Origin of the sequence: Streptomyces sp. NPDC059169 (genome assembly GCF_042755225.1) — a bacterium.
Lineage (GTDB): Bacteria > Actinomycetota > Actinomycetes > Streptomycetales > Streptomycetaceae > Streptomyces.
Map to the genome: position 1 here is coordinate 518,451 of NZ_JBHZCF010000003.1, position 18,111 is coordinate 536,561.

17 protein-coding genes and 1 pseudogene are annotated in these 18,111 nt (G+C 68.8%); 7 read left to right on the forward strand and 11 right to left on the reverse strand.

Annotation, left to right across the window (positions count from 1 at the left end; genetic code table 11):
- Positions 1-143 precede the first annotated feature (143 nt).
- Genes ACFXOM_RS08505 through ACFXOM_RS08520 form a run of 4 tightly spaced genes read right to left on the reverse strand, consistent with a single transcriptional unit; the run spans position 144 to position 5,751 of the window.
- Complete coding sequence (locus ACFXOM_RS08505; protein WP_384928752.1) at positions 144-1,139, reverse strand: ABC transporter substrate-binding protein; 996 nt, start codon at positions 1,137-1,139, stop codon at positions 144-146.
- Positions 1,140-1,185: 46 nt separating this feature from the next.
- Positions 1,186-3,174 (reverse strand): ABC transporter permease subunit, encoded by a 1,989-nt coding sequence (locus tag ACFXOM_RS08510; RefSeq protein WP_384928755.1) that lies wholly within the window; start codon positions 3,172-3,174, stop codon positions 1,186-1,188.
- Complete coding sequence (locus ACFXOM_RS08515) at positions 3,174-4,262, reverse strand: glycine betaine/L-proline ABC transporter ATP-binding protein (protein WP_384928758.1); 1,089 nt, start codon at positions 4,260-4,262, stop codon at positions 3,174-3,176. The genes ACFXOM_RS08510 and ACFXOM_RS08515 overlap by 1 nt, the downstream gene beginning before the upstream one ends.
- A complete protein-coding gene (locus ACFXOM_RS08520) occupies positions 4,243-5,751 on the reverse strand; it encodes an aldehyde dehydrogenase family protein (protein WP_385037399.1) in 1,509 nt (502 codons plus the stop codon). Before ACFXOM_RS08520 ends, ACFXOM_RS08515 begins: the two co-directional genes overlap by 20 nt.
- A gap of 223 nt (positions 5,752-5,974) precedes the next feature.
- Between ACFXOM_RS08520 and purU the strand changes: the two genes are divergently transcribed.
- Positions 5,975-6,847 (forward strand): formyltetrahydrofolate deformylase, encoded by an 873-nt coding sequence (gene purU, locus ACFXOM_RS08525; protein ID WP_384928764.1) that lies wholly within the window; start codon positions 5,975-5,977, stop codon positions 6,845-6,847.
- A 124-nt stretch (positions 6,848-6,971) separates the two neighbouring features.
- Here purU and ACFXOM_RS08530 read toward each other — a convergent pair whose 3' ends face one another.
- Both ACFXOM_RS08530 and betA read right to left on the reverse strand, forming a co-directional pair.
- Positions 6,972-7,796 (reverse strand): methylenetetrahydrofolate reductase, encoded by an 825-nt coding sequence (locus ACFXOM_RS08530; protein WP_384928767.1) that lies wholly within the window; start codon positions 7,794-7,796, stop codon positions 6,972-6,974.
- Positions 7,793-9,457 carry a choline dehydrogenase gene (betA, locus tag ACFXOM_RS08535; RefSeq protein ID WP_384928770.1) on the reverse strand — a complete coding sequence of 555 codons (1,665 nt, stop codon included), beginning with the start codon at positions 9,455-9,457 and terminating at the stop codon, positions 7,793-7,795. Before betA ends, ACFXOM_RS08530 begins: the two co-directional genes overlap by 4 nt.
- Positions 9,458-9,600: 143 nt before the next feature.
- Here betA and ACFXOM_RS08540 point away from each other — a divergent pair, with 143 nt between their 5' ends.
- On the forward strand, positions 9,601-10,398 hold the full coding sequence (locus ACFXOM_RS08540; RefSeq protein WP_384928773.1) for an IclR family transcriptional regulator: 798 nt from the start codon (positions 9,601-9,603) through the stop codon (positions 10,396-10,398).
- Between the two features lie 300 nt (positions 10,399-10,698).
- Positions 10,699-10,824, forward strand: coding sequence for a hypothetical protein (locus ACFXOM_RS08545; RefSeq protein ID WP_384928776.1), 126 nt, complete (start codon positions 10,699-10,701; stop codon positions 10,822-10,824).
- A gap of 21 nt (positions 10,825-10,845) precedes the next feature.
- On the opposite strand, the gene ACFXOM_RS08550 is transcribed toward ACFXOM_RS08545, so the two are convergent.
- The 4 genes from ACFXOM_RS08550 to ACFXOM_RS08565 form a co-directional block, all read right to left on the reverse strand.
- A protein-coding gene (locus ACFXOM_RS08550) for an IS5 family transposase (RefSeq protein ID WP_385037402.1) occupies positions 10,846-11,720 on the reverse strand; the annotation gives its coding sequence in 2 pieces (ribosomal slippage) (positions 10,846-11,561 and positions 11,561-11,720; 876 coding nt in all).
- 45 nt (positions 11,721-11,765) lie between these two features.
- Positions 11,766-12,899 (reverse strand): aromatic ring-hydroxylating dioxygenase subunit alpha, encoded by a 1,134-nt coding sequence (locus ACFXOM_RS08555; RefSeq protein ID WP_384928780.1) that lies wholly within the window; start codon positions 12,897-12,899, stop codon positions 11,766-11,768.
- Between the two features lie 126 nt (positions 12,900-13,025).
- Entirely contained in the window at positions 13,026-14,198 is a 1,173-nt protein-coding gene (locus ACFXOM_RS08560) for an NAD(P)/FAD-dependent oxidoreductase (RefSeq protein WP_384928782.1), read from the reverse strand.
- Entirely contained in the window at positions 14,195-14,557 is a 363-nt protein-coding gene (locus ACFXOM_RS08565; RefSeq protein ID WP_384928784.1) for a bifunctional 3-phenylpropionate/cinnamic acid dioxygenase ferredoxin subunit, read from the reverse strand. Before ACFXOM_RS08565 ends, ACFXOM_RS08560 begins: the two co-directional genes overlap by 4 nt.
- Before the next feature lie 568 nt (positions 14,558-15,125).
- On the opposite strand from ACFXOM_RS08565, the pseudogene ACFXOM_RS08570 reads away from it, so the two are divergent.
- Positions 15,126-15,437, forward strand: a pseudogene (locus tag ACFXOM_RS08570) (DUF4158 domain-containing protein); the annotation flags it as partial.
- A gap of 291 nt (positions 15,438-15,728) precedes the next feature.
- The gene (locus ACFXOM_RS08575; protein ID WP_385037405.1) at positions 15,729-16,394 is read left to right on the forward strand and encodes a hypothetical protein; all 666 of its coding nucleotides are present in this window, start codon (positions 15,729-15,731) and stop codon (positions 16,392-16,394) included.
- 496 nt (positions 16,395-16,890) lie between these two features.
- Here the strand turns inward: ACFXOM_RS08575 and ACFXOM_RS08580 are convergent, their stop codons facing one another.
- Entirely contained in the window at positions 16,891-17,073 is a 183-nt protein-coding gene (locus tag ACFXOM_RS08580) for a hypothetical protein (protein ID WP_385037408.1), read from the reverse strand.
- Positions 17,074-17,175: 102 nt separating this feature from the next.
- On the opposite strand from ACFXOM_RS08580, the gene ACFXOM_RS08585 reads away from it, so the two are divergent.
- On the forward strand, positions 17,176-17,586 hold the full coding sequence (locus ACFXOM_RS08585; RefSeq protein ID WP_385037411.1) for a hypothetical protein: 411 nt from the start codon (positions 17,176-17,178) through the stop codon (positions 17,584-17,586).
- Positions 17,587-17,636: 50 nt separating this feature from the next.
- Positions 17,637-18,111: transposase (locus ACFXOM_RS08590; protein ID WP_385037414.1), on the forward strand; the 475-nt coding region annotated here is incomplete at its 3' end.

Sequence of the window (18,111 nt, forward strand, 5' to 3'; positions counted from 1 at the left end):
CTGAACACAAGATCGGTAGTTTGATGGTGGGGGGGGGGTCCGGGTGGGGTCGGGTGGCCGAAGGGAAAAAAAAAATCAAGAACGGCTGACGGACGCCCCCCCCCCCCCCCCCCCCCACGGCTGTGCGTCGTCGCCCCGGTGGATCAGCCCTTCTCGAGCCAGGCGTCAACCTTCTGCCGATTGGACTCCACCCACTTCTCGGCCGCCGCCTCGGGAGACATCTTGTCCTGGGCGATGTACTTCGCCACGAGGTTCTGGTCCTCGTTCGTCCAGGTGAAGTTCTTCACGAGGTCGTAGGCCGGACTCCCCGAGTCGGCGAACTTCTTGCTCACGATCTTGTCGAGTTGGTATTCGGGGTAGTCGCAGGCCACCTTCTCGGCGTCGGCGTCACAACCGGGCGTGTACGTCGGTAGGTTGACCTTCACCAGCTCGACCTCCGACAGGAACCACTGAGGCGCGTAGAAGTAGCCGATCACCCAGCTCTTCTTCGCTTCTGCCTGCCGGAACGCCTGGATCAGCGCGGCCTCGCTGCCGCCGTAGACGACCTTGTAGTCAAGCTTGAGGTTCTTCACGAGTGCCGCGTCATTGGTGACGAACGAGGGGTCGCCGTCGAGGAACTGGCCCTTGTCGCCCGACTCCGACGTCCTGAAGCGGTCCGCGTACTTGTTGAGGTTCTTCCAGTCGGTGATGTCCGGGTGTTCCTTGGCCAGCCACGGCGGCACGAACCACCCGATGACCCCCTTGTTGCCGGTCGTACCGGCCGCCACCGCGGACTTCTGGTCCGTGATGTACTTCTTCTTCAAGTCGTCGTGGCCCCAGTTCTCCACGACGGCGTCCACTTCGCCGGTACCGAAGCCCTGCCAGGCGACCTCTTCCTTGAGGTCCTTCTTGGTGACCTGGCACCTGAGGTCCTTCTCGGCGACGTAGGCGATGACCGCGGCGTTCGCCTCGTACCCGACCCACGGGTTGACCGCGAGGTTGAACGTGCCGCACGTGCCGGACGGGCCGCCCGACGCACCCGAACCGGACTCCCCGACCTTGGCACCGCTGCACCCGGCGACTGCGGCCAGGCCCAGGGCCGCCAGGCCGGCCACCGCGCGTCTCGCGGGTCGCGACTGCGTCGTGAGGTTCCCCATCATGTGCTGCCTCCTGTGCTTCTTCCTTGGCTGCCGGGCTGGGGCCGGCCTAGCGTGCGCCTGGCGTTGCGGAACGCCGCGCGGCCGCCCCGGTAATCCGGTCGAACATGACCCCCAGCAGGACGATGGCGAGACCCGCCGCGAGGCCCTTGCCGTACAGCTCGCCCTGCGAGAAGCCGGCTACGACGTCGTAGCCCAGGGCTCCTGCGCCGACCAGCCCGCCGACGACCACCATGGACAGGACGTAGATCAGCCCCTGGTTCACCGCGAGGGTAAGAGCGCTGCGCGACATGGGGAGTTGGACCTTGGTGATGGTCTGCCGGACGCTGGAGCCGGCGGCCGTGGCGGCCTCCACCGTGGTCGCGGGGACGGCGCGTACCCCATCGGCGATGATCTTGATGGTCACCGGGGCGGCGAAGACGACCGCGGCGATGATGGCGGTGAAGCGCGTGGCGCCGAACAGCGCAAGGAACGGCACCAGGTACACGAACGAGGGCATGGTCTGGCCGGCGTCGAGGCTGGGCCTGATGAGTCGGTCGGCGAGCCGACTGCGGCCCATCCAGACACCCACCACGACACCGAGGAGCAGCACCATCAGGGTGGCCACCGCCGTGGAGGCGAGCGTCGTCATGCTGTCCGACCACACTCCCGTACCGACGAGCAGGACCACGCATCCGGCCGCCGTGGCGCCGGCGCGCCACCCGCCGAACACGGCTCCGACGGTGACCAGGACGAAGGCGACCAACCACCACGGGGAGTCGGTGAGCAAGGTCTCGAACGGATTGAGCAACATGGTGGTGGTCACGTCCCGCGTCCCGTTCGTCAGACCGCCGAAGGTGTTCTGCGACCACTGGGTGACCGAGTCGGCGGTCCGGGCGATCCCGCTCCCCAAACCGGCGTCCCCCGGGAACTCGGCGGCCCACACGTAGGTGTGGGAGAGCCAGACACACACCGCCGCAGCCGCGGCACCGGCGGCGAGCAGGGGTCTGCGCCACCCGGCGAAGCGGCTCGCGCCGCGCCGCCCCGTCGGCTCCGCCCGCTCCCCCGCCGCGGTCGTCACCCGGTCCAGCACGATGGCCATGACCACGATCGCGAGACCGGCGTTGAAGGCGACGCCCACGTCGAGCGTCTGCAGCGCCTTGACGACCGTCTTGCCGAGTCCGGGCGCGTCGATCAGCGCGGCGATGGTGACCATGGACAGCGCGGCCATGATGGTCTGGTTCACACCCATCACCACCGTCCGCTTGGACAGCGGAAGCAGCACCTTGGTGAGTGTCTGCCGCCGGGTGGATCCCATCGACTCGGCGGCCTCGACGGTGGCGGCGGGGACCGAGCGGATGGCGTGTGCGGTGATACGGACGGCGGGAGGCGCCGCGTAGATGAGGGTGGCGATGGTCGCGGACGCCGGGCCGATGAGGAAGAACAGGGTCAGCGGAGCCAAGTAGACGAACGTCGGCATCGTCTGCATGAAGTCCAGGAACGGTGTGATCGCACGGTTCACCCGGTCGGACAGCCCGGCCCCGATGCCCAGCGGGATCCCGATGAGCAGGGAGACCAGCACCGCCGCGAGGGTCAGGGCCAGTGTGTCCATGCTCTGCTGCCACAGGCCCTGCAGCCCGAAGAAGACGAATCCGGCGATTGCCAGAAGGGCGACGCGGGCGTTCCCGAAGGCCCAGGCGACGTACCCGGCCAGCGCGACGACACCGAGCCATCCGACGACGGGAACGGGACGGTCACCCGTCGGCTGGGAGATCAGTGACTGGATGAAGCTGACGAGGTGGTCGATGACCAGCCGGATCTCATTGAAGAAGTAGAGGAAGAGCGGATTGCTGTTGCGGTTCGCCCCGATGGCGTCGTTGACCGAGTTGAACCAGCGGTGCAGTTCCGTGAGGTCGGCGGCCGCCAGCGCGAGGGTCTGCCGTCCGCGCAGGGCTGCGAACAACACCAGCCAGACGACCAGGACCGCGGCCACCACGAAACGTCGCCGGACTCTGCGTGTGTCCGCGCCGGGGGCGGCCACGCCTGCGGCGACGGCCATCACGCACCGCCTCGTCGTCCGGCGACGACGGCGAGGATCTCCTCGTCGCCGACGACGCCCAGCAGCCGTCCGCCCTCGACGACCCTGACGGGCCCGTCGGCCGCGAGCACCGCCCGCGTCGCCTCGCGCACCACCACGTCAGGCCCCAGTTCGGGCCCGTCCAGGGGGTCGTCGGGCCCGGGTTGGCGCACGATCCAACGCAGGGTGAGGACCTCGGACCGCGGCACGTCCCTGACGAACTCGCGCACGTAGTCGTCGGCGGGTGCGCCGACCAACTCGTCGCCCGTGCCGCACTGCACCGTCTCGCCGTCGCGCATGATGAGGATCCGGTCGCCGAGCTTGAGCGCCTCGGACAGGTCGTGGGTGATGAAGACCATGGTCTTGCCCACCTCACGGTGCAGCCTGATGACCTCGTTCTGCATGTCCCGGCGGATCAGCGGGTCGAGAGCCGAGAAGGGTTCGTCGAAGTAGAGGACGTCGGGATCGCCGGCGAGGGCGCGGGCGAGGCCGACGCGTTGCTGCATGCCGCCGGAAAGCTGATCGGGGTAGGAGTTCTCGTATCCGGCGAGGCCCACCAGTTCGATGACCTCCCGTGCCCGCTGGGTGCGCTCGGCCCTCGCCGTGCCACGGATCTCCAGTCCGAAGGAGACGTTGTCGAGGACCCGGCGGTGCGGCAGCAACCCGAAGTGCTGGAAGACCATGGAGAAGGAACGGCGTCGCAGCTCGCGGAGCCTCCTCGGGTCCGCGGCGCGGATGTCCTCGCCCTCGAAGCCGATGTCCCCCGCGGTGGGTTCCACGAGCCGGGTGAGGCATCGCACCAGGGTCGACTTGCCGGAGCCGGACAGGCCCATCACGACGAAGACCTCACCGGGTGCCACGTCGAAGCTGACGTCCCTGACGGCCGCCGTGCAACCCGTGCGGTCCATGAGCTCGCGCCGGGTGAGTGCGCACAGCTCATCGGACCCCGGTACCCGGTCGGCCTTCGGCCCGAATACCTTCCACAACCCGCGCACGGAGACGACCGGGGTCCGGCCCCGGTCCTCGGACGCGCCGCGAGGGCCGGGGAGTTCAGTCTCTGTGGGGGTCACGGTCGACCTCTCTTCGGCCTGTCGCCGCGAACCAGTGCTGCGGCCGGGGTTGGATGTTCTGCCATATGTGCTTGGGCTCGCGGTATTCGTCGAGGCCCGTCGGCCCCAGTTCCCGGCCCACTCCCGAATGCCCGAAACCGCCCCACTCCGCCTGCGGGACGTAGGGGTGGTAGTCGTTGATCCACACGGTGCCGTGGCGCAGCCGTCGAGCCACCCGCTCGGCTCGGCCCGCGTCCTGGGTCCACACCGCTCCGGCCAGTCCGTACTCGGTGTCGTTGGCGATGCGCACGGCGTCGTCCTCGCCGTGGAAGCGCTCGACGGTCAGCACCGGTCCGAACGACTCCTCGTGCACCGCGCGCATGCCCTGGTGACAGGCGTCCAGCACGGTCGGCGGGAAGTAGTGGCCGGAGGCGAGAGCCGGGTCGTCCGGCCGGCTGCCGCCGCACCGCAGTACGGCGCCTTCGGCGATGCCCGTCGCGACGTACGCTTCGACCTTCTCCAGGTGGTGTGCTGACACCAGGGGCCCCGTGTCTGCCTGGGGATCGAAGGGCCCGCCGAGCCGGATCATCCGGGCCCGGCGCACGACCTCGTCGACGAAGGCGTCGTGGAGACCGTCCTCGACGACGAGCCGGGCGCCGGCCGAGCACACCTGCCCGGAGTGGAGGAACGCCGCTGTGAGGGCGAAGTCCACCGCGGTCTCGAAGTCGGCGTCCGCGAAGACGACGTTGGGGTTCTTTCCGCCCAGTTCGAGGGCTATCTTCTTGACGGTCGCGGCCGCCGCGGCCATGATCCGCCGGCCCGTGTCCAGTCCCCCGGTGAAGGAGACCATGTCGACGGCGGGGTCCTCGCACAGTGGCGCGCCCACCTCCGGTCCGGGGCCCAGTACGAGATTGGCCGCCCCGGCGGGCAGGCCCGCCTCCTCGAGGGCCCGAATCAGCAGAACGGACGTGGACGGAGTGAGCTCGCTCGGCTTCAGGACGACGGTGTTTCCGGCCAACAGCGCGGGGGCGACCTTCCACGACGCCTGGAGCAGCGGGTAGTTCCACGGGGTGATCAGTCCGCACACGCCGACGGGTTCGTATCCGACGCGGCTGATCGCGTCGTGACGTCCGGTGTCCACCACACGCCCGGCGCTGGTGCCGGCGATCCCTGCGTGGTAGCGGAAGCAGGAGACCACGTCCGCGACGTCGTACGCGCTTTCCACCAGCCGCTTGCCGGTGTCGAGCGACTCGGCGCGGGCGAAGTGATCGCCGTCGCGCTCGATCAGATCGGCGGTGCGCGACAGCAGGGCCCCGCGCTCGCGTTCGGGGGTTCGGGGCCACGGTCCTTCGTCGAAAGCTCGTCGGGCGGCGGCGATCGCGGCCTCGCTGTCGGGCCTGGTTCCTTCGGATACGACCGCGGCGAGTGTGCCGTCTGCGGGGCAACGGATCTCCCGGCGGCCGCCGGCCACCGGATCGCACCATACTCCGTCCACATACAGGTCTGACACGAGCGGAGCCCTTCGATCGAGCGAAGTCGTTGCGCATCATGCACCGCATTGCTTGTGGTGGAACACCATTGCTGAGTGTGTGACCTACGTCAAGAGGGCGAGACCAGCCTGTTTCACACTCGGAGCCGGCTTGCACCGACTCCCTTGACCCAGCGCCGCGACAAGCCAACCATGTTGCGTATCACTCACCCTGTTGTGCGATACGCACCAACGGAGGCAGCGCATGTCCCCTCGACAACACCCTGGCCGTGCATTCATCCTCACGCTCTCGTGCCCCGACCAGCCCGGCCTGGTCCACGCGGTGAGCGGCTTCCTGGTCCGGAACTCGGGCAACATCCTTGAGAGCCAGCAGTTCGACGACCGGCTACAGGGCCGCTTCTCCATGAGGGTCCACTTCGAGGTGTCCGACCCGGATACCGGCCTGGAGGAGCTGCGCGACAGGTTCGGCCCGGTCGCCGAGGCTCACCGGATCACGTGGACTCTGCGTGGGGCCTGGACCCCGACCCGCACGCTCATCATGGTGTCCCGGGTCGGCCACTGCCTGAACGACCTGCTCTTCCGCTGCCGCACCGGCGCCCTCAACATCGAAGTCCCCGCCGTGGTCTCCAACCACGAGGACTTCGCCGAGCTGGCCGGTACGTACGGCATCCCGTTCCACCACGTCCCGGTGTCCAAGGCGACCAAGGCTGCGGCGGAGGCCCGCCTCATGGAGCTCGTGCACGAGTTGGACGTCGACCTGGTGGTGCTCGCGCGCTACATGCAGATCCTCTCGGACGACCTGTGCAAGCAGCTCGAAGGACGCGCCATCAACATCCACCACTCCTTCCTTCCCAGCTTCAAGGGCGCACGTCCCTACCGACAGGCGTACGACCGGGGCGTGAAACTGGTCGGCGCGACGGCGCACTACGTGACGCCGGACCTGGACGAGGGGCAGATCATCGAGCAGGACGTGGTCCGCGTGGACCACTCGCTGGACCCGCACGAACTCGTCACGGTGGGGCGGGACGTGGAGGCCCGGGTACTCGCCCACGCGGTGAAGTGGCACAGCGAGAGCCGCGTGATGGTGGAGGGAAGCCGGACCGTCGTGTTCCGTTGAGCAGCGGGCCGGGAAGGGGCCCGCAGCCCGCTGCCCCCCGGCGCACGGTCCGGACACGAGGGGGCGAAGGTCCGGGGCGGTCCCTTTGCTCGCTCCGCCACGGGCCGGCCGGAGGAGAAGCGCTCTAGCAGCCGTCGAGCCGCGCCAGCGTGTCGCGCCGCCAGCGCTCCGTTTCGGCGATCTGGTTGAACGTGAACACGTGGAGGCCCGACACCGCCGCTTCGGGCGCGGTCAGCACGGGTGCGCTGCGCCGCAGCAGCCGCTCGGGCGCGTAGCCGCCCGGCGCGGCGAAGCGCGCGAACCAGGAAGCGTGGCGGGTCAGGAAGCGTGTGGACTCCCCCACTCCGATCTTCGCCGCCACGGCCAGTAGCTTCGTCCGCTGCACGGGCCCGGCCACCCCTATGTACATCGGCAGTGTGACGGCGCGCCGCCGCACCCGCATGACCCAGTCTCCGAGGAGCCGTGGGTCGAAACACAGGTTGCTCACGATGTAGGCGGCATGGGCGTGTTTGTCCCGCATCGCCCGGACCGCCGCGTCGTCGCCGATGATCGGATGACTCTCCGGGTAACCGGTGATGCCGATCCGGGCGAAGGGGTTGCCCAACTCGTCCAGTCGCCGCAGCACGGGCAGCGCACACTCGTAGGGCCCCGCGGGCGGATCGGCGTCGCCGGCCGGTACGAAGACGTCGTCCACCCCGGCCTCCCGCAGCCGGTGCACCACCTCCGCCAGGTGGCCGCCGTCGCGCAGGGACCGGGCGGGCACGTGCGGGACCACGCGGTAGCCCTGCGCGGACAGCCGGGTCGCGAGGTCGAGCGTCGGCTCCAACCCCTTGACCGGGGACGCGGTGACCGTGACCACCACGTCGCGCGGCACGTGGGCGAGGACCGTGTCGTGCGTGGACTTCGCCGGCAGGACCTCGTAGCGGACGCTCTTGAGCAGCGTTCTCACCGCGGGTCGCGGTGGCGGTAGTACCGGGCCTCGGACGGCGGGAGCGGCTCCCTGCCGAGGATCAGGTCGGCGGCCTTTTCTGCGATCATCATCACTGGAGCATAGATGTTGCCGTTGGTGACGTACGGCATCACGGAGGCGTCGACGACCCGCAGCCCGTCCACACCGTGGACCCGCATGCTCAGCGGATCGACCACGGCCATCTCGTCGGTCCCCATCTTGCAGGTGCAGGACGGGTGCAGGGCCGTCTCTCCCTCCTCCGCCACCCAGGCGAGGATCTCCTCGTCGCTCTCCACGGAGGGACCCGGCGAGACCTCCCCGTCGTTGTAGGGGGAGAGCGCGGGTTGGTTGAGCAGGGTGCGGGTCACCCGGACCGCCTCCACCCACTCGCGCCGGTCCTGTTCGGTGGACAGGTAGTTGAAGCGCAGGGCCGGACGCTCGCGGGGGTCCCCGCTCTTGATCTTCACCGAGCCGACCGCATCGGAGTACATGGGACCGACGTGCACCTGGTAACCGTGTCCGCCTGCGGGCGAGGACCCGTCGTAACGGACCGCAACGGGGAGGAAGTGGAACATCAGGTTGGGGTAGTCCACGTCCTCGTTGCTGCGCACGAAGCCGCCGGCCTCGAAGTGGTTGGTCGCGGCGGGGCCCTTGCGGAAGAGCCACTGCAGGCCGATGAGGGGGTAGCGGTACCACTTCATGTACGGCTGCATGGAGACCGGCTGCTTGCAGGCGTACTGGACGTACACCTCCAGGTGGTCCTGCAGGTTCTCGCCGACACCGGGAAGATGGTGCACGACGTCGATGCCCAGGGCCGCCAACTCCTCGGCATTGCCGACCCCCGAGAGCTGCAGCAGTTGTGGGGAGTTGATCGCACCGCCGCAGAGGATGACCTCACGGGCCCGCACCTGCTCGACGGGGCCCCGACCGCGACGCCGGTACTCGACACCGACGGCACGCTTGCCCTCGAAGAGCACGCGGGTGACGAGGGAGCGGGTCCTGACGTCGAGGTTGGGGCGCCTGCGCACCGGCTTCAGGTATGCCTTGGAGGCGGACAGCCGACGCCCGCGGTGGACGTTGCGGTCGAAGGGCGCGAAGCCCTCCTGGCGGTAGCCGTTGACGTCGTCGGTGCGCGGGTACCCGGCTTCCTGGACGGCTTCGAGGAAGGCGGAGAAGAGCGGACTGGCCGCCGGGCCGCGTTCGAGGACGAGCGGGCCGTCGTGGCCGCGGAACTCGTCGTCGGGTTCCGCCGCCAGACAGTTCTCCATGCGCTGGAAGTACGGCAGGCAGTGGGCGTAGTCCCAGGTCTTCATGCCCGGGTCGGCAGCCCAGCGCTCGTAGTCCATGGGATTGCCGCGCTGGAAGATCATGCCGTTGATGCTGCTGGAACCGCCGAGCACCTTGCCGCGGGCGTGGTACACGCGCCGGCCGCCCATGTGCGGCTCGGGCTCGGACTCGTACTTCCAGTCGTAGAAGCGGCTGCCGATGGGGAAGGTGAGGGCCGCGGGCATGTGGATGAACACATCCCACGGGTAGTCGGGCCGACCGGCCTCCAGCACCAGCACGCGGTTCCCCGGGTCGGCGGAGAGCCGGTTCGCCAGTGCGCTTCCGGCCGATCCACCGCCGACGATGACGAAGTCGTACTGCGGGGAAGAAGCCATGGCTGCCTCGTCTCGATCGGGCGGTTCGGTACGCGCGGCATGCTATTACGGGTATCGCTATACGCACTAGGTTGCGATCGACGCAACTTGAATCCCGACGGGCTCTCGAAGCGCTCGTTGTTTACTGCGCGTATAGTTTCGCTGTGAGCAACTACGGCACAGAAAACGAAACGACAGGTCCGCAGCCCGGAGGGGTCCAGTCCGTCGACCGCGCCATCAGCGTGCTGGAGATCCTCGCCCAGCACGGCGAGGCGGGCGTGAGCGACGTGGCGGCCGAGATCGATGTCCACAAGTCCACCGCGTTCCGGCTGCTCGGCGCGCTGGAGGCGCGCGGGCTGGTGGAGCAGGCGGGAGAGCGCGGTAAGTACCGCCTCGGCTTCGGCATCGTACGCCTCGCCGGCGCCGTCACGGGCCGCATCGACATCACCCAGCAGGGCCGCCCGGTCTGCGAGCGCCTCGCGGGGGAGATCGGCGAGACGGTGAACATCGCCGTCATGCAGGAGCAGTACGCGATCAACCTCTTCCAGGTGCGCGGCCCCGCCGCTGTCGCGGCACACAATTGGGTCGGCCAGCTGACCCCGCTGCACGCCACGTCCAGCGGCAAGATCCTGCTGGCCCACCTGCCCGCCAAGGAGCGGGCCGAGGTGCTGACCCATGCGGGCATGAAGAAGGTGACTCCCCGCACCATCACGGCGAAGACGAAGCTCGAGAAGAGCCTCACGGAGGCGAGGGAGCGCGGCTACGCGCGGACCCTGGAGGAGTTCGAGATCGGCCTGCACGCCATGGCCGCGCCGATCCGATCCCGGGACGGCGACGTCATCGCGGCGCTCAGCGCCTCGGGCCCGTCCTACCGGCTCACCGAGGAACGCATGGGCGAGGTGGCGCCCGTGCTGATCGCAGGCGCCGAGGAGATCAGCCACCGGATGGGGTACCTGGGCTGACCCGCTCGTAGCACGCGCGTGAGACGCGGGACTCCGCGGGGACCGCGCACCCCCGGGCACCCGCCCGGGGCGCCGCAACGCCCCGGCGGCTTCCTGCGGCGCCCGGAACTGCTGCTGCCGGCCCGCACGGTCCGAGCCGTCGGCCCTAGGTGTATCGAAAGCCTCGGATCCTGTCGCAGTCCGACGATGCATTCGAGGAGCGCCCACTTGGGGTGCCACCTCGCCCTGCGGCAACCGCGCAACCGTCCGGGCCGTAGCGGAGTCTGAAGGGGAAACAAGGTCGGCCGAAAGAAGGCTCCTGTGGACGAGGTCCTGGTGAAGGCAGTGAAGTGGGCTGCTCGCGGTGTGGCACTCGCCCTGGACTACCTCAACCTGCGCGCTGGCTACGAGCAGTTCCGACGCGACGCTCGAAAGAGTCGTCGCTAGCGTCCAGCGCGGAAGACCTGGTCAGAGCCACTCTTTGAGGGCTGCGACCAGCACTGTCGCTTCGTAGCGGACGGCGAGTTTGTCGTACCTGGTAGCGACAGCACGGTGGCTCTTAAGCCGGTTGATCCCGCACTCGACTGCGTGCCGCTGCTTGTAGTGGTCTCTGTCGAACTTCGGCGGCCGGCCGCCCCGCGATCCGCGTTCGAGGCGGTTGCGGACACGGTCCGCAGGAACCGGAATCGTGGCCCTGATCCCTCGTCTGCGCAGGTAGGACCGGTTGCTGCGGGAGTCGTACGCCTTGTCCGCGCGGACCCGATCGGGGCGGACACGTGGTCGGCCAGGCCCGACGCGGGGCACACGGACTTTCTCCAGCACGGGTTCGGACTGCGTCGAGTCCCCGCGCTGTCCTGCCGTCACCACGACCGACATTGGCTTCTGCCCCTGCTCGACGGCCAGGTGGAGCTTACTGGTGAACCCGCCGCGCGACCTTCCCAGGCCGTGGTCTCCGGGCTCAGCGAAGACACCGCCCGGTGGTTCCTTCTGCATGTCGCCCTGCTTGCGGGCCCCGGCCGCATGCTCATGGGCACGGCACACCGTGGAGTCGACGCTCAGGTCCCAGACGATCGCGCCCTTCGAGTCGGCCAGAGACTGGAGCCGGGTGAGGATCCGCTGCCAGGTCCCGTTCCGCTGCCACCGGCGAACAAGTCGCAGACCCGGCCCCACGGCCCTTACTCGACGGGCACATCCCGCCACGGAACTCCGGTCCGCACCCGGAACCGTATGCCGTCGATCAACCGCCGACGAGGCCAGACGGGTGGCCGCCCCGACCTGGCACCCTTCGGCAACAACGGCTCCAGCACCGCCCACTGCTCGTCCGTGAGATCTCCCCGACCCATGAACCGTGATCATTCACAGCTCAAGATCCACTTTCGACACACGGCCTAGTCGGGCTGCCTGGTCCCGAGGCGTTCGTGGATCCAGCCGTGGAACGTCCCGATGTGGTGCTCGCTGGGCACGAGTACGCCGCCCTTGGCGTACAGGCGCGAGCTCATGGTGGGCTGGCAGCGCTCGCACGCGTCGAAGTCCTGCCGGTTGACGCGGTCGAAGAGCTCCACGGACCGGCTGACGTCCCGGCCGCCGTCCACCACCTCCCTGAGGTAGAGCCAATCGCACTCGACGACCGTGCGGTCGACGGCGACGGGGTACATCCGGTGGAAGACCACGTGGTCCGGCACCAGGTTGATGAACACCTGGGGCCTGACGGTGATCGCGTAGTAGCGGCGGTCCTGGTCGTCCGAGACCCCCGGGATACGATCCATGCCCTCGGAACCGTCCACCGTGAAGCCCTTGATCTCCGACCCGAACGCCGCACCGTGCCCCACGTAGTACTGCGCGGCGTACCCGTCGGCGAACTCGGGCAGCACCTCGGTGAGTTCGGGGTGGATCGTGGCGCAGTGGTAACACTCCATGAAGTTCTCGATGATGAGCTTCCAGTTCGCCTTGACGTCGTAGACGATCCGCTTGCCGACCTCCAGGTCCTCCATGCCGTAGTGCTCGATGGACTCCGCGTCGCCCAGGCGTGCCACGACCTCGCCGAGGACCTGCTCCTCGAAGGAGGGCGGCGCCGGGGCGAGGCAGACCCACACGTAGCCGAGCCATTCCCGCGTGGCCACGGGGGCCAGGCCGTACTCGACCCGACCGACGTCGGGCATCTTCGTCAGGTTGGGCGCGGCGATGAGCTTGCCGGTGAGGTCGTACGTCCATGCGTGGTACGGACACTGGAAGGCCCGATTGACCTCACCGGCCCCCTCCGCGCAGAGCTTGGCACCACGGTGCCGGCAAACGTTGAAGAAGGCACGGACGGCGTTGTCGCGGGACCGGGTGACGAGGATGCTCTCGCGGCCCACCTGGACGGTCCTGAAGGCACCGGGCCGCGCCAGGTCGGAGGAGCGCGCCGCGCAGAACCACATCGTCTCGAAGATGCGCTCCTGTTCCTGGGCGAAGATCCCGGGATCGGTGTAGTAGGCCCCGGGCAGGGTGGCGATCAGACTGTCCGGCAGGCTGGTGGAGGTCACGGTGCACTCCTCGCGGAGACGTCGTCGTTCGGTCGTCACGCCGGGGACGGGGGGCGTCGACGGCGCTGCGCAATTCTCAACGATGTGTATGGCGGTGAACCACAAGGTGGGCGCCTCGACGCGGCGTCACGGGAGGGCGGCGCCGAGCTGCTTTCGCCAGCGGGTGAACAGGCGCGGTTGGTTCATGCCGAGGACCGCCACCGGCCGCCCCGAACGCCGGTAGACCGCGAGGAAACTGCGGTCCGCGGGGACCCCCTCCTCCACCGTCACGCTGTCGGCACCGAAGGAGTGCCCGGCGAACTGGATCCGCACGCCGTACTGGTCGGACCAGAAGTACGGTGGCTTCGGCGTGGCCGTCGGCGCTGCGCCGCCGGAGAGCAGGGCCGTCACGGCAGCATCGGGCCGCTCGCGAGCGCCGGTCCAGTGCTCCACCCGCCGGTGGACGCCGACGGCGGGGTCGTACCAGGAGGCGCAATCACCGACGGCGACCACTCCGGCGAGGCTGGTGCGGCCGTCCGCCCCGCACGTGACGCCGTCCCCGAGCGCGATGCCGCTGCCCTCCAGCCAGTCGACGCAGGGACGGGCACCCACCCCGACGACGACCGTGTCGGCGGCAATGCGCCGGCCGTCCTGGAGCAGGACCGCCGCGACCCTCCGGCCGCCGCTGTCCGGCGCGAGGCCGAACACACCGACCCCACAGAGCAGTCGGACGCCGTGGTCGGCGTGGAGCGTGGAGACCACCCCGCCCATGGCTTCGCCGAGCGGTCCGGCCAGCGGGGTCGATGCGGCTTCCACTACCGTGACGTCGAGTCCCATACCGAGCGCGGTCGAGGCCACCTCCGCGCCGATGAACCCACCGCCGATCACCACGAGTTTGCCGCCGCGCGCAAGGTCCGCGCGCAGGGCACGGGCGTCGTCCAGCGTGCGCAGCGTGTGCACGCCGCCGAGGTCCCCACCGCCCGGAAGGGTGCGGGCGGCGGCTCCCGTTGCGATGACGAACCCGTCGGCCGGTACGGCCTCGCCGTCCGCGAGCCGCACCGCGCGTTCCCCTCGGTCGAGTCCCACGGCCGGCACGCCGAGCCGCCACTCCACCTGGAGGTCCTCACCGTCCGACTCCAGCGCGAGGTCTCCCTCGCCGACGTCGCCGGACAGGAACTCCTTGGACAACGGTGGCCTGTCGTAGGGGCGGTGCGGCTCGTCGCCGATCAGGACGAGCCGACCGTCGTACCCCTGCTTGCGCAGCGAGCGTGCGGCCGAGAGTCCGGCGAGCGAGGCACCGACCACGGCTACCGTCCTCAACGGAGGCCCCCGGCCAGCCGCGCCGCGATGCAGGGTGGCAGGTTCGGGGCCTCCGTGGACGGCAGGACGTAGATCATGCCGTCTTCGACCAGGACCTCGTGGGTGCGGACGGGGAGCTTGGCCGGGGGCGAGTCCGCCGCCCCGGTTCTGAGGTCGAACTTCGAGGCGTGGAGGGGGCATTCGACCTCGCACCCCTCCAGCCATCCGTCTGCGAGCGACGCGTCCTGGTGGGTGCACGTGTCGTCAATGGCATAGATCTCACCCTCGTCGGTGTGGAACACCGAGACAGGCGGGTCGATGTCGAGCCGGTAGGCCTCGCCTCGGGGCAGATCCGCGAGACGGCACGCGGGAATCATCATGACACCTCGGGTGCATATAGCGAAACGGATTGCGGTTAGCGCAACGTCAGTGTGGGGCGCCCCCATACCCTTGTCAAGGCGTCCCCCGGACATGCGAAGTCCACGATTGTCGTTTCTTTTTACGCAACACTTTGCATAGTGCAAAACTTTAAGCAGGTGGCGGCCGCACCGGAGGCAACACCGTACGCCCTGGTCACAGGCGGTGTAGGGGCGTCCGACTCAGCCGCCGCGCGCACCCACGGAGATCGACCGTCACCTTGTCATCGCGGTGGACGACGAGGAGCCACCGACCCACACCGGCGCGGCGCCCGCCGACCCTTGAACCCCCTGCCCCCACCACGCGCCGGACACCACGCTCCACGCCGGAAACACGACCGTCGCCCGACCCGGAGGACGGGTGGTCCGCGGCACGGACAAGGCGCCGGATCACGGACCTCGGGCGTGAGTAGTTGGCGTACAGACAGTCCCGGTGAGAACGATCATGGTCGGTTAGCACACCGCATACGGCTGACGCTGGGGTTCGAGGAAAGATCGCCAGGCGGGCCAGGGCGCTGGCTACGGTCCGCTCGTGCCGGTGGAATTTCTGACCGATGAGCAGGCTGAGGCGTACGGGACGTTCACCGAGGCGTCTACGCGCCCGGAGTTGGAGCGGTTCTTCTTCCTCGACGATGACGACCGTGATCTGATCGCGTTGCGTCGTACGGACGCGCACCGGCTGGGCATGGCGGTGCAGATCTGCACCGTCCGCTACGTCGGCCGGTTCCTGGGCGAGGACCCGCTCGCGGTGCCGTGGGAGGTCGTGGAGTACCTGGCCGGGCAGCTCGGCATCGCCGACGCCGCGTGCGTGAAGCGGTGTCCGGAGCGCCGGTCGACGGTGTACGGGGTTCAGCCAAGGTGAGCCCAAAAGCCGCCACGCAATGATCTTGAAGCCCTCGCGGCTTGCTTCGAGGCCTCGGCCCGAAGGGGCTGCGGTGATCGCATTCGACCCTAGCTGTCAGCAAACGCTGTCATCAGCCGTCATCGGATCTGATTGGATCGGCGCCGCCGCGAGGCCCCGGAAAGTCCGGGTTCGTTGGACACCAGCGGCTCCTGTCGTCATTCGTAGGTTTGCCGACAGGCAGGTGGCAGGGAGGGGCCATCACCATCCGCGGCGCCGGTAGTTATGTAGGGCATGGAACCCAACACGGTCTTCGAAGCGATCACCGGCTTCCCCGCTCCCCGGGACGAAGCCGCCGTAGCCGAGCCGATGAACCTGGAGAACGCGGGAGCCGCCAGCGACTTCTGCCCGAACGAACCGGCGACCGGCATCGAGTCGCCGCCGGTGGTGTGGGCCTTCCCAGCCGGGCAGGCCGAGCAGTCCGCCGAACTCGTCCCCGGCTCGGGCATCCGGATCGGCCTGCCGTTCGGCGCGATGCTCTGGAAGGCCTGCGAGCGCTGCCGCCGGCTCATCAAGGCCAACAAGTGGGCAGACCTGGCCCGCGAGTGCGGCTACCCGGAAGGCAGCAACGGCTCCCTGTCCTGGGAGGGGTTCCGGGTCGCGCGGCTTCCCGGCCCCGGCTACGCCTGGCCGCTGGTGCCGCACAAGCTGCCCACCGTGCACAAGCACGTCCGCGACGCCTGGAAGAAGGGCATGCTCGCCTTCGCCGACCACGTCCGCGAGCGCCTGGAGCGCGCCGCGCTCCTCGTGGAGCTCGACGGGCACCTGTACGTGCGCTGCGGCCAGGATGGCGACGACGCATGGCTGGTCGAGAACGTCGGCCCGGAGATCGTGGCACCGTTCAGCTTCCACCTTCAGGGCCGCCCCGTCCGCCTCACCCTGCTCCCCGCCCAGCCGTAGCCCCGCGTCCGGGCGATGGCGGACTGTCCGTCAAGATCCACTGATGGCGGCTTTTGGGCTCACCTTGACTGAACCCCAACTCGGCGTGCCGATCGCCGGGAAGTCCGGGACGGAGGGCCTGGCGGTGGTCGAGAGCATGATGGACGGGACAGACCAGCCGTCACGGCAACCTGCAGGAAACCCGGGACGAGACAGTGCAGGAGGCGGTCATGGCGGTGCACCTCGCCTCGACCCTGGTCCAGCTGTTTGCGTCGGGAGCCATGCAGCGCTCCTGACTCGCCAAGATCATCCTGTGGCGGCTTTGGTTCACCGATACTGGCACAGACGGTGAACAGTGGGCTCGGGCCGTTGAACGCCAAGCGGCCAAGTTCCCCGCGCGCAGAGGGTCGAATAGTGCTGCTCGACTCGCGCGCCTTCTCGGCCCCGCGCGGAGAGATTCCCAGCACTGGTCGGGCTCCGCCGCTTCGGTCGCGATGATGAGCTTGAAGCCAGTCTCCTACTTTTTGCGCCGCATTTCGAAGAAGTACATGGGGCAACCCAGCGCAAGCCCCATAAATAGTGCGTAGCCAAATCCCCGAAGAACACTTGGCTCCGGATCGAATATCGCATGACCGATCCCGAAGATTACTCCGGCCCCAACGGTGTATAGCGCTAGTTCACGCAGATTGATCTTGCTCATATTCTTCCTTTTGGCGAATGCGGCGCCGGGTGCTCGCTCGGGACGGCTACACCACCAGGTGACAGCGGGGTTTATGCGACCAGAGTTGCGGGTGGGGTCATAATGGCAACGTCCTCGACGGGGGTCAATCGGTCCAGGCGTCTCCGTGCCGACGGGGACGGGTGGGCCTTACTCGGTGGACGTCTCTGCGAACACTGCACCCTCGCCGGCACGCTCGCCCGCCTCCTCGACGACGGCACTGGCCGTATCGCCTCGAACTTCCTGCCGCTGGTCAAGATCCTGCTGGAAATGGACCGGCCCAAGAGCCGCCTCATCCGCCTCCGCAACCCCAACGTCGTCCGTCTCCTGCGGGGCCTGGCCACCGGCAGCATTCCGCTCACCCACGACGGGCTGCACCAGGAAACCCCCTGGCGAACCGTTACCCACCTGCGTGGGACCTGCGAGCAATGCTCAAGACCTGTGGATCGGCCGCGGGAGGATGCGGAGGGCGTACCTTCCCGAATGATCCTGTGATGGTCACCGAGTAGGCTCGCGTTCGCAGCGCGGGGCGGGAAGGCACGCCCGTGCTCAGCGTAGTGAATGCCGATGGTTCCACCGAGTCCGGCTCCCTGATCGATGAGATCGTCCGCGAGGGCGCCCGGCGGATGCTCGCCGCCGCGTTGGAGGCGGAAGTCAACCATTACATAGCCGAGTTGGCAGCCGAGACGGACGGGGCCGGGCGGCGTCTGGTGGTCCGCAACGGCCACCACCGGCCCCGCACGGTGACCACCGCCGCGGGTCCCGTAGAGGTCGCGGCCCCGCGCGTGGACGACAGGCGGGTGGACGCGTCCACTGGAGAACGGATGCGGTTCTCCTCGAAGATCCTGCCGCCGTGGTGCCGCAAGTCGCCCAGGATCAGCGAGGTACTGCCGCTGCTCTACCTGCACGGACTGTCCTCGGGGGACTTCGTGCCCGCGCTGGAGCAGTTCCTCGGCTCGGCGGCGGGGCTGTCGCCGGCCACCGTGACCCGGCTGACGAAGCAGTGGAGCGACGACCACG

Coding starts and splice junctions, on each gene's coding strand:
- ACFXOM_RS08585 (WP_385037411.1), top strand. CDS start 17,176: ATGGCAACGTCCTCGACGGGGGTCAATCGGTCCAGGCGTCTCCGTGCC.
- ACFXOM_RS08510 (WP_384928755.1), bottom strand. CDS start 3,174: ATGGCCGTCGCCGCAGGCGTGGCCGCCCCCGGCGCGGACACACGCAGA.
- betA (WP_384928770.1), bottom strand. CDS start 9,457: ATGGCTTCTTCCCCGCAGTACGACTTCGTCATCGTCGGCGGTGGATCG.
- ACFXOM_RS08575 (WP_385037405.1), top strand. CDS start 15,729: ATGGAACCCAACACGGTCTTCGAAGCGATCACCGGCTTCCCCGCTCCC.
- ACFXOM_RS08565 (WP_384928784.1), bottom strand. CDS start 14,557: ATGATGATTCCCGCGTGCCGTCTCGCGGATCTGCCCCGAGGCGAGGCC.
- purU (WP_384928764.1), top strand. CDS start 5,975: ATGTCCCCTCGACAACACCCTGGCCGTGCATTCATCCTCACGCTCTCG.
- ACFXOM_RS08505 (WP_384928752.1), bottom strand. CDS start 1,139: ATGATGGGGAACCTCACGACGCAGTCGCGACCCGCGAGACGCGCGGTG.
- ACFXOM_RS08580 (WP_385037408.1), bottom strand. CDS start 17,073: ATGAGCAAGATCAATCTGCGTGAACTAGCGCTATACACCGTTGGGGCC.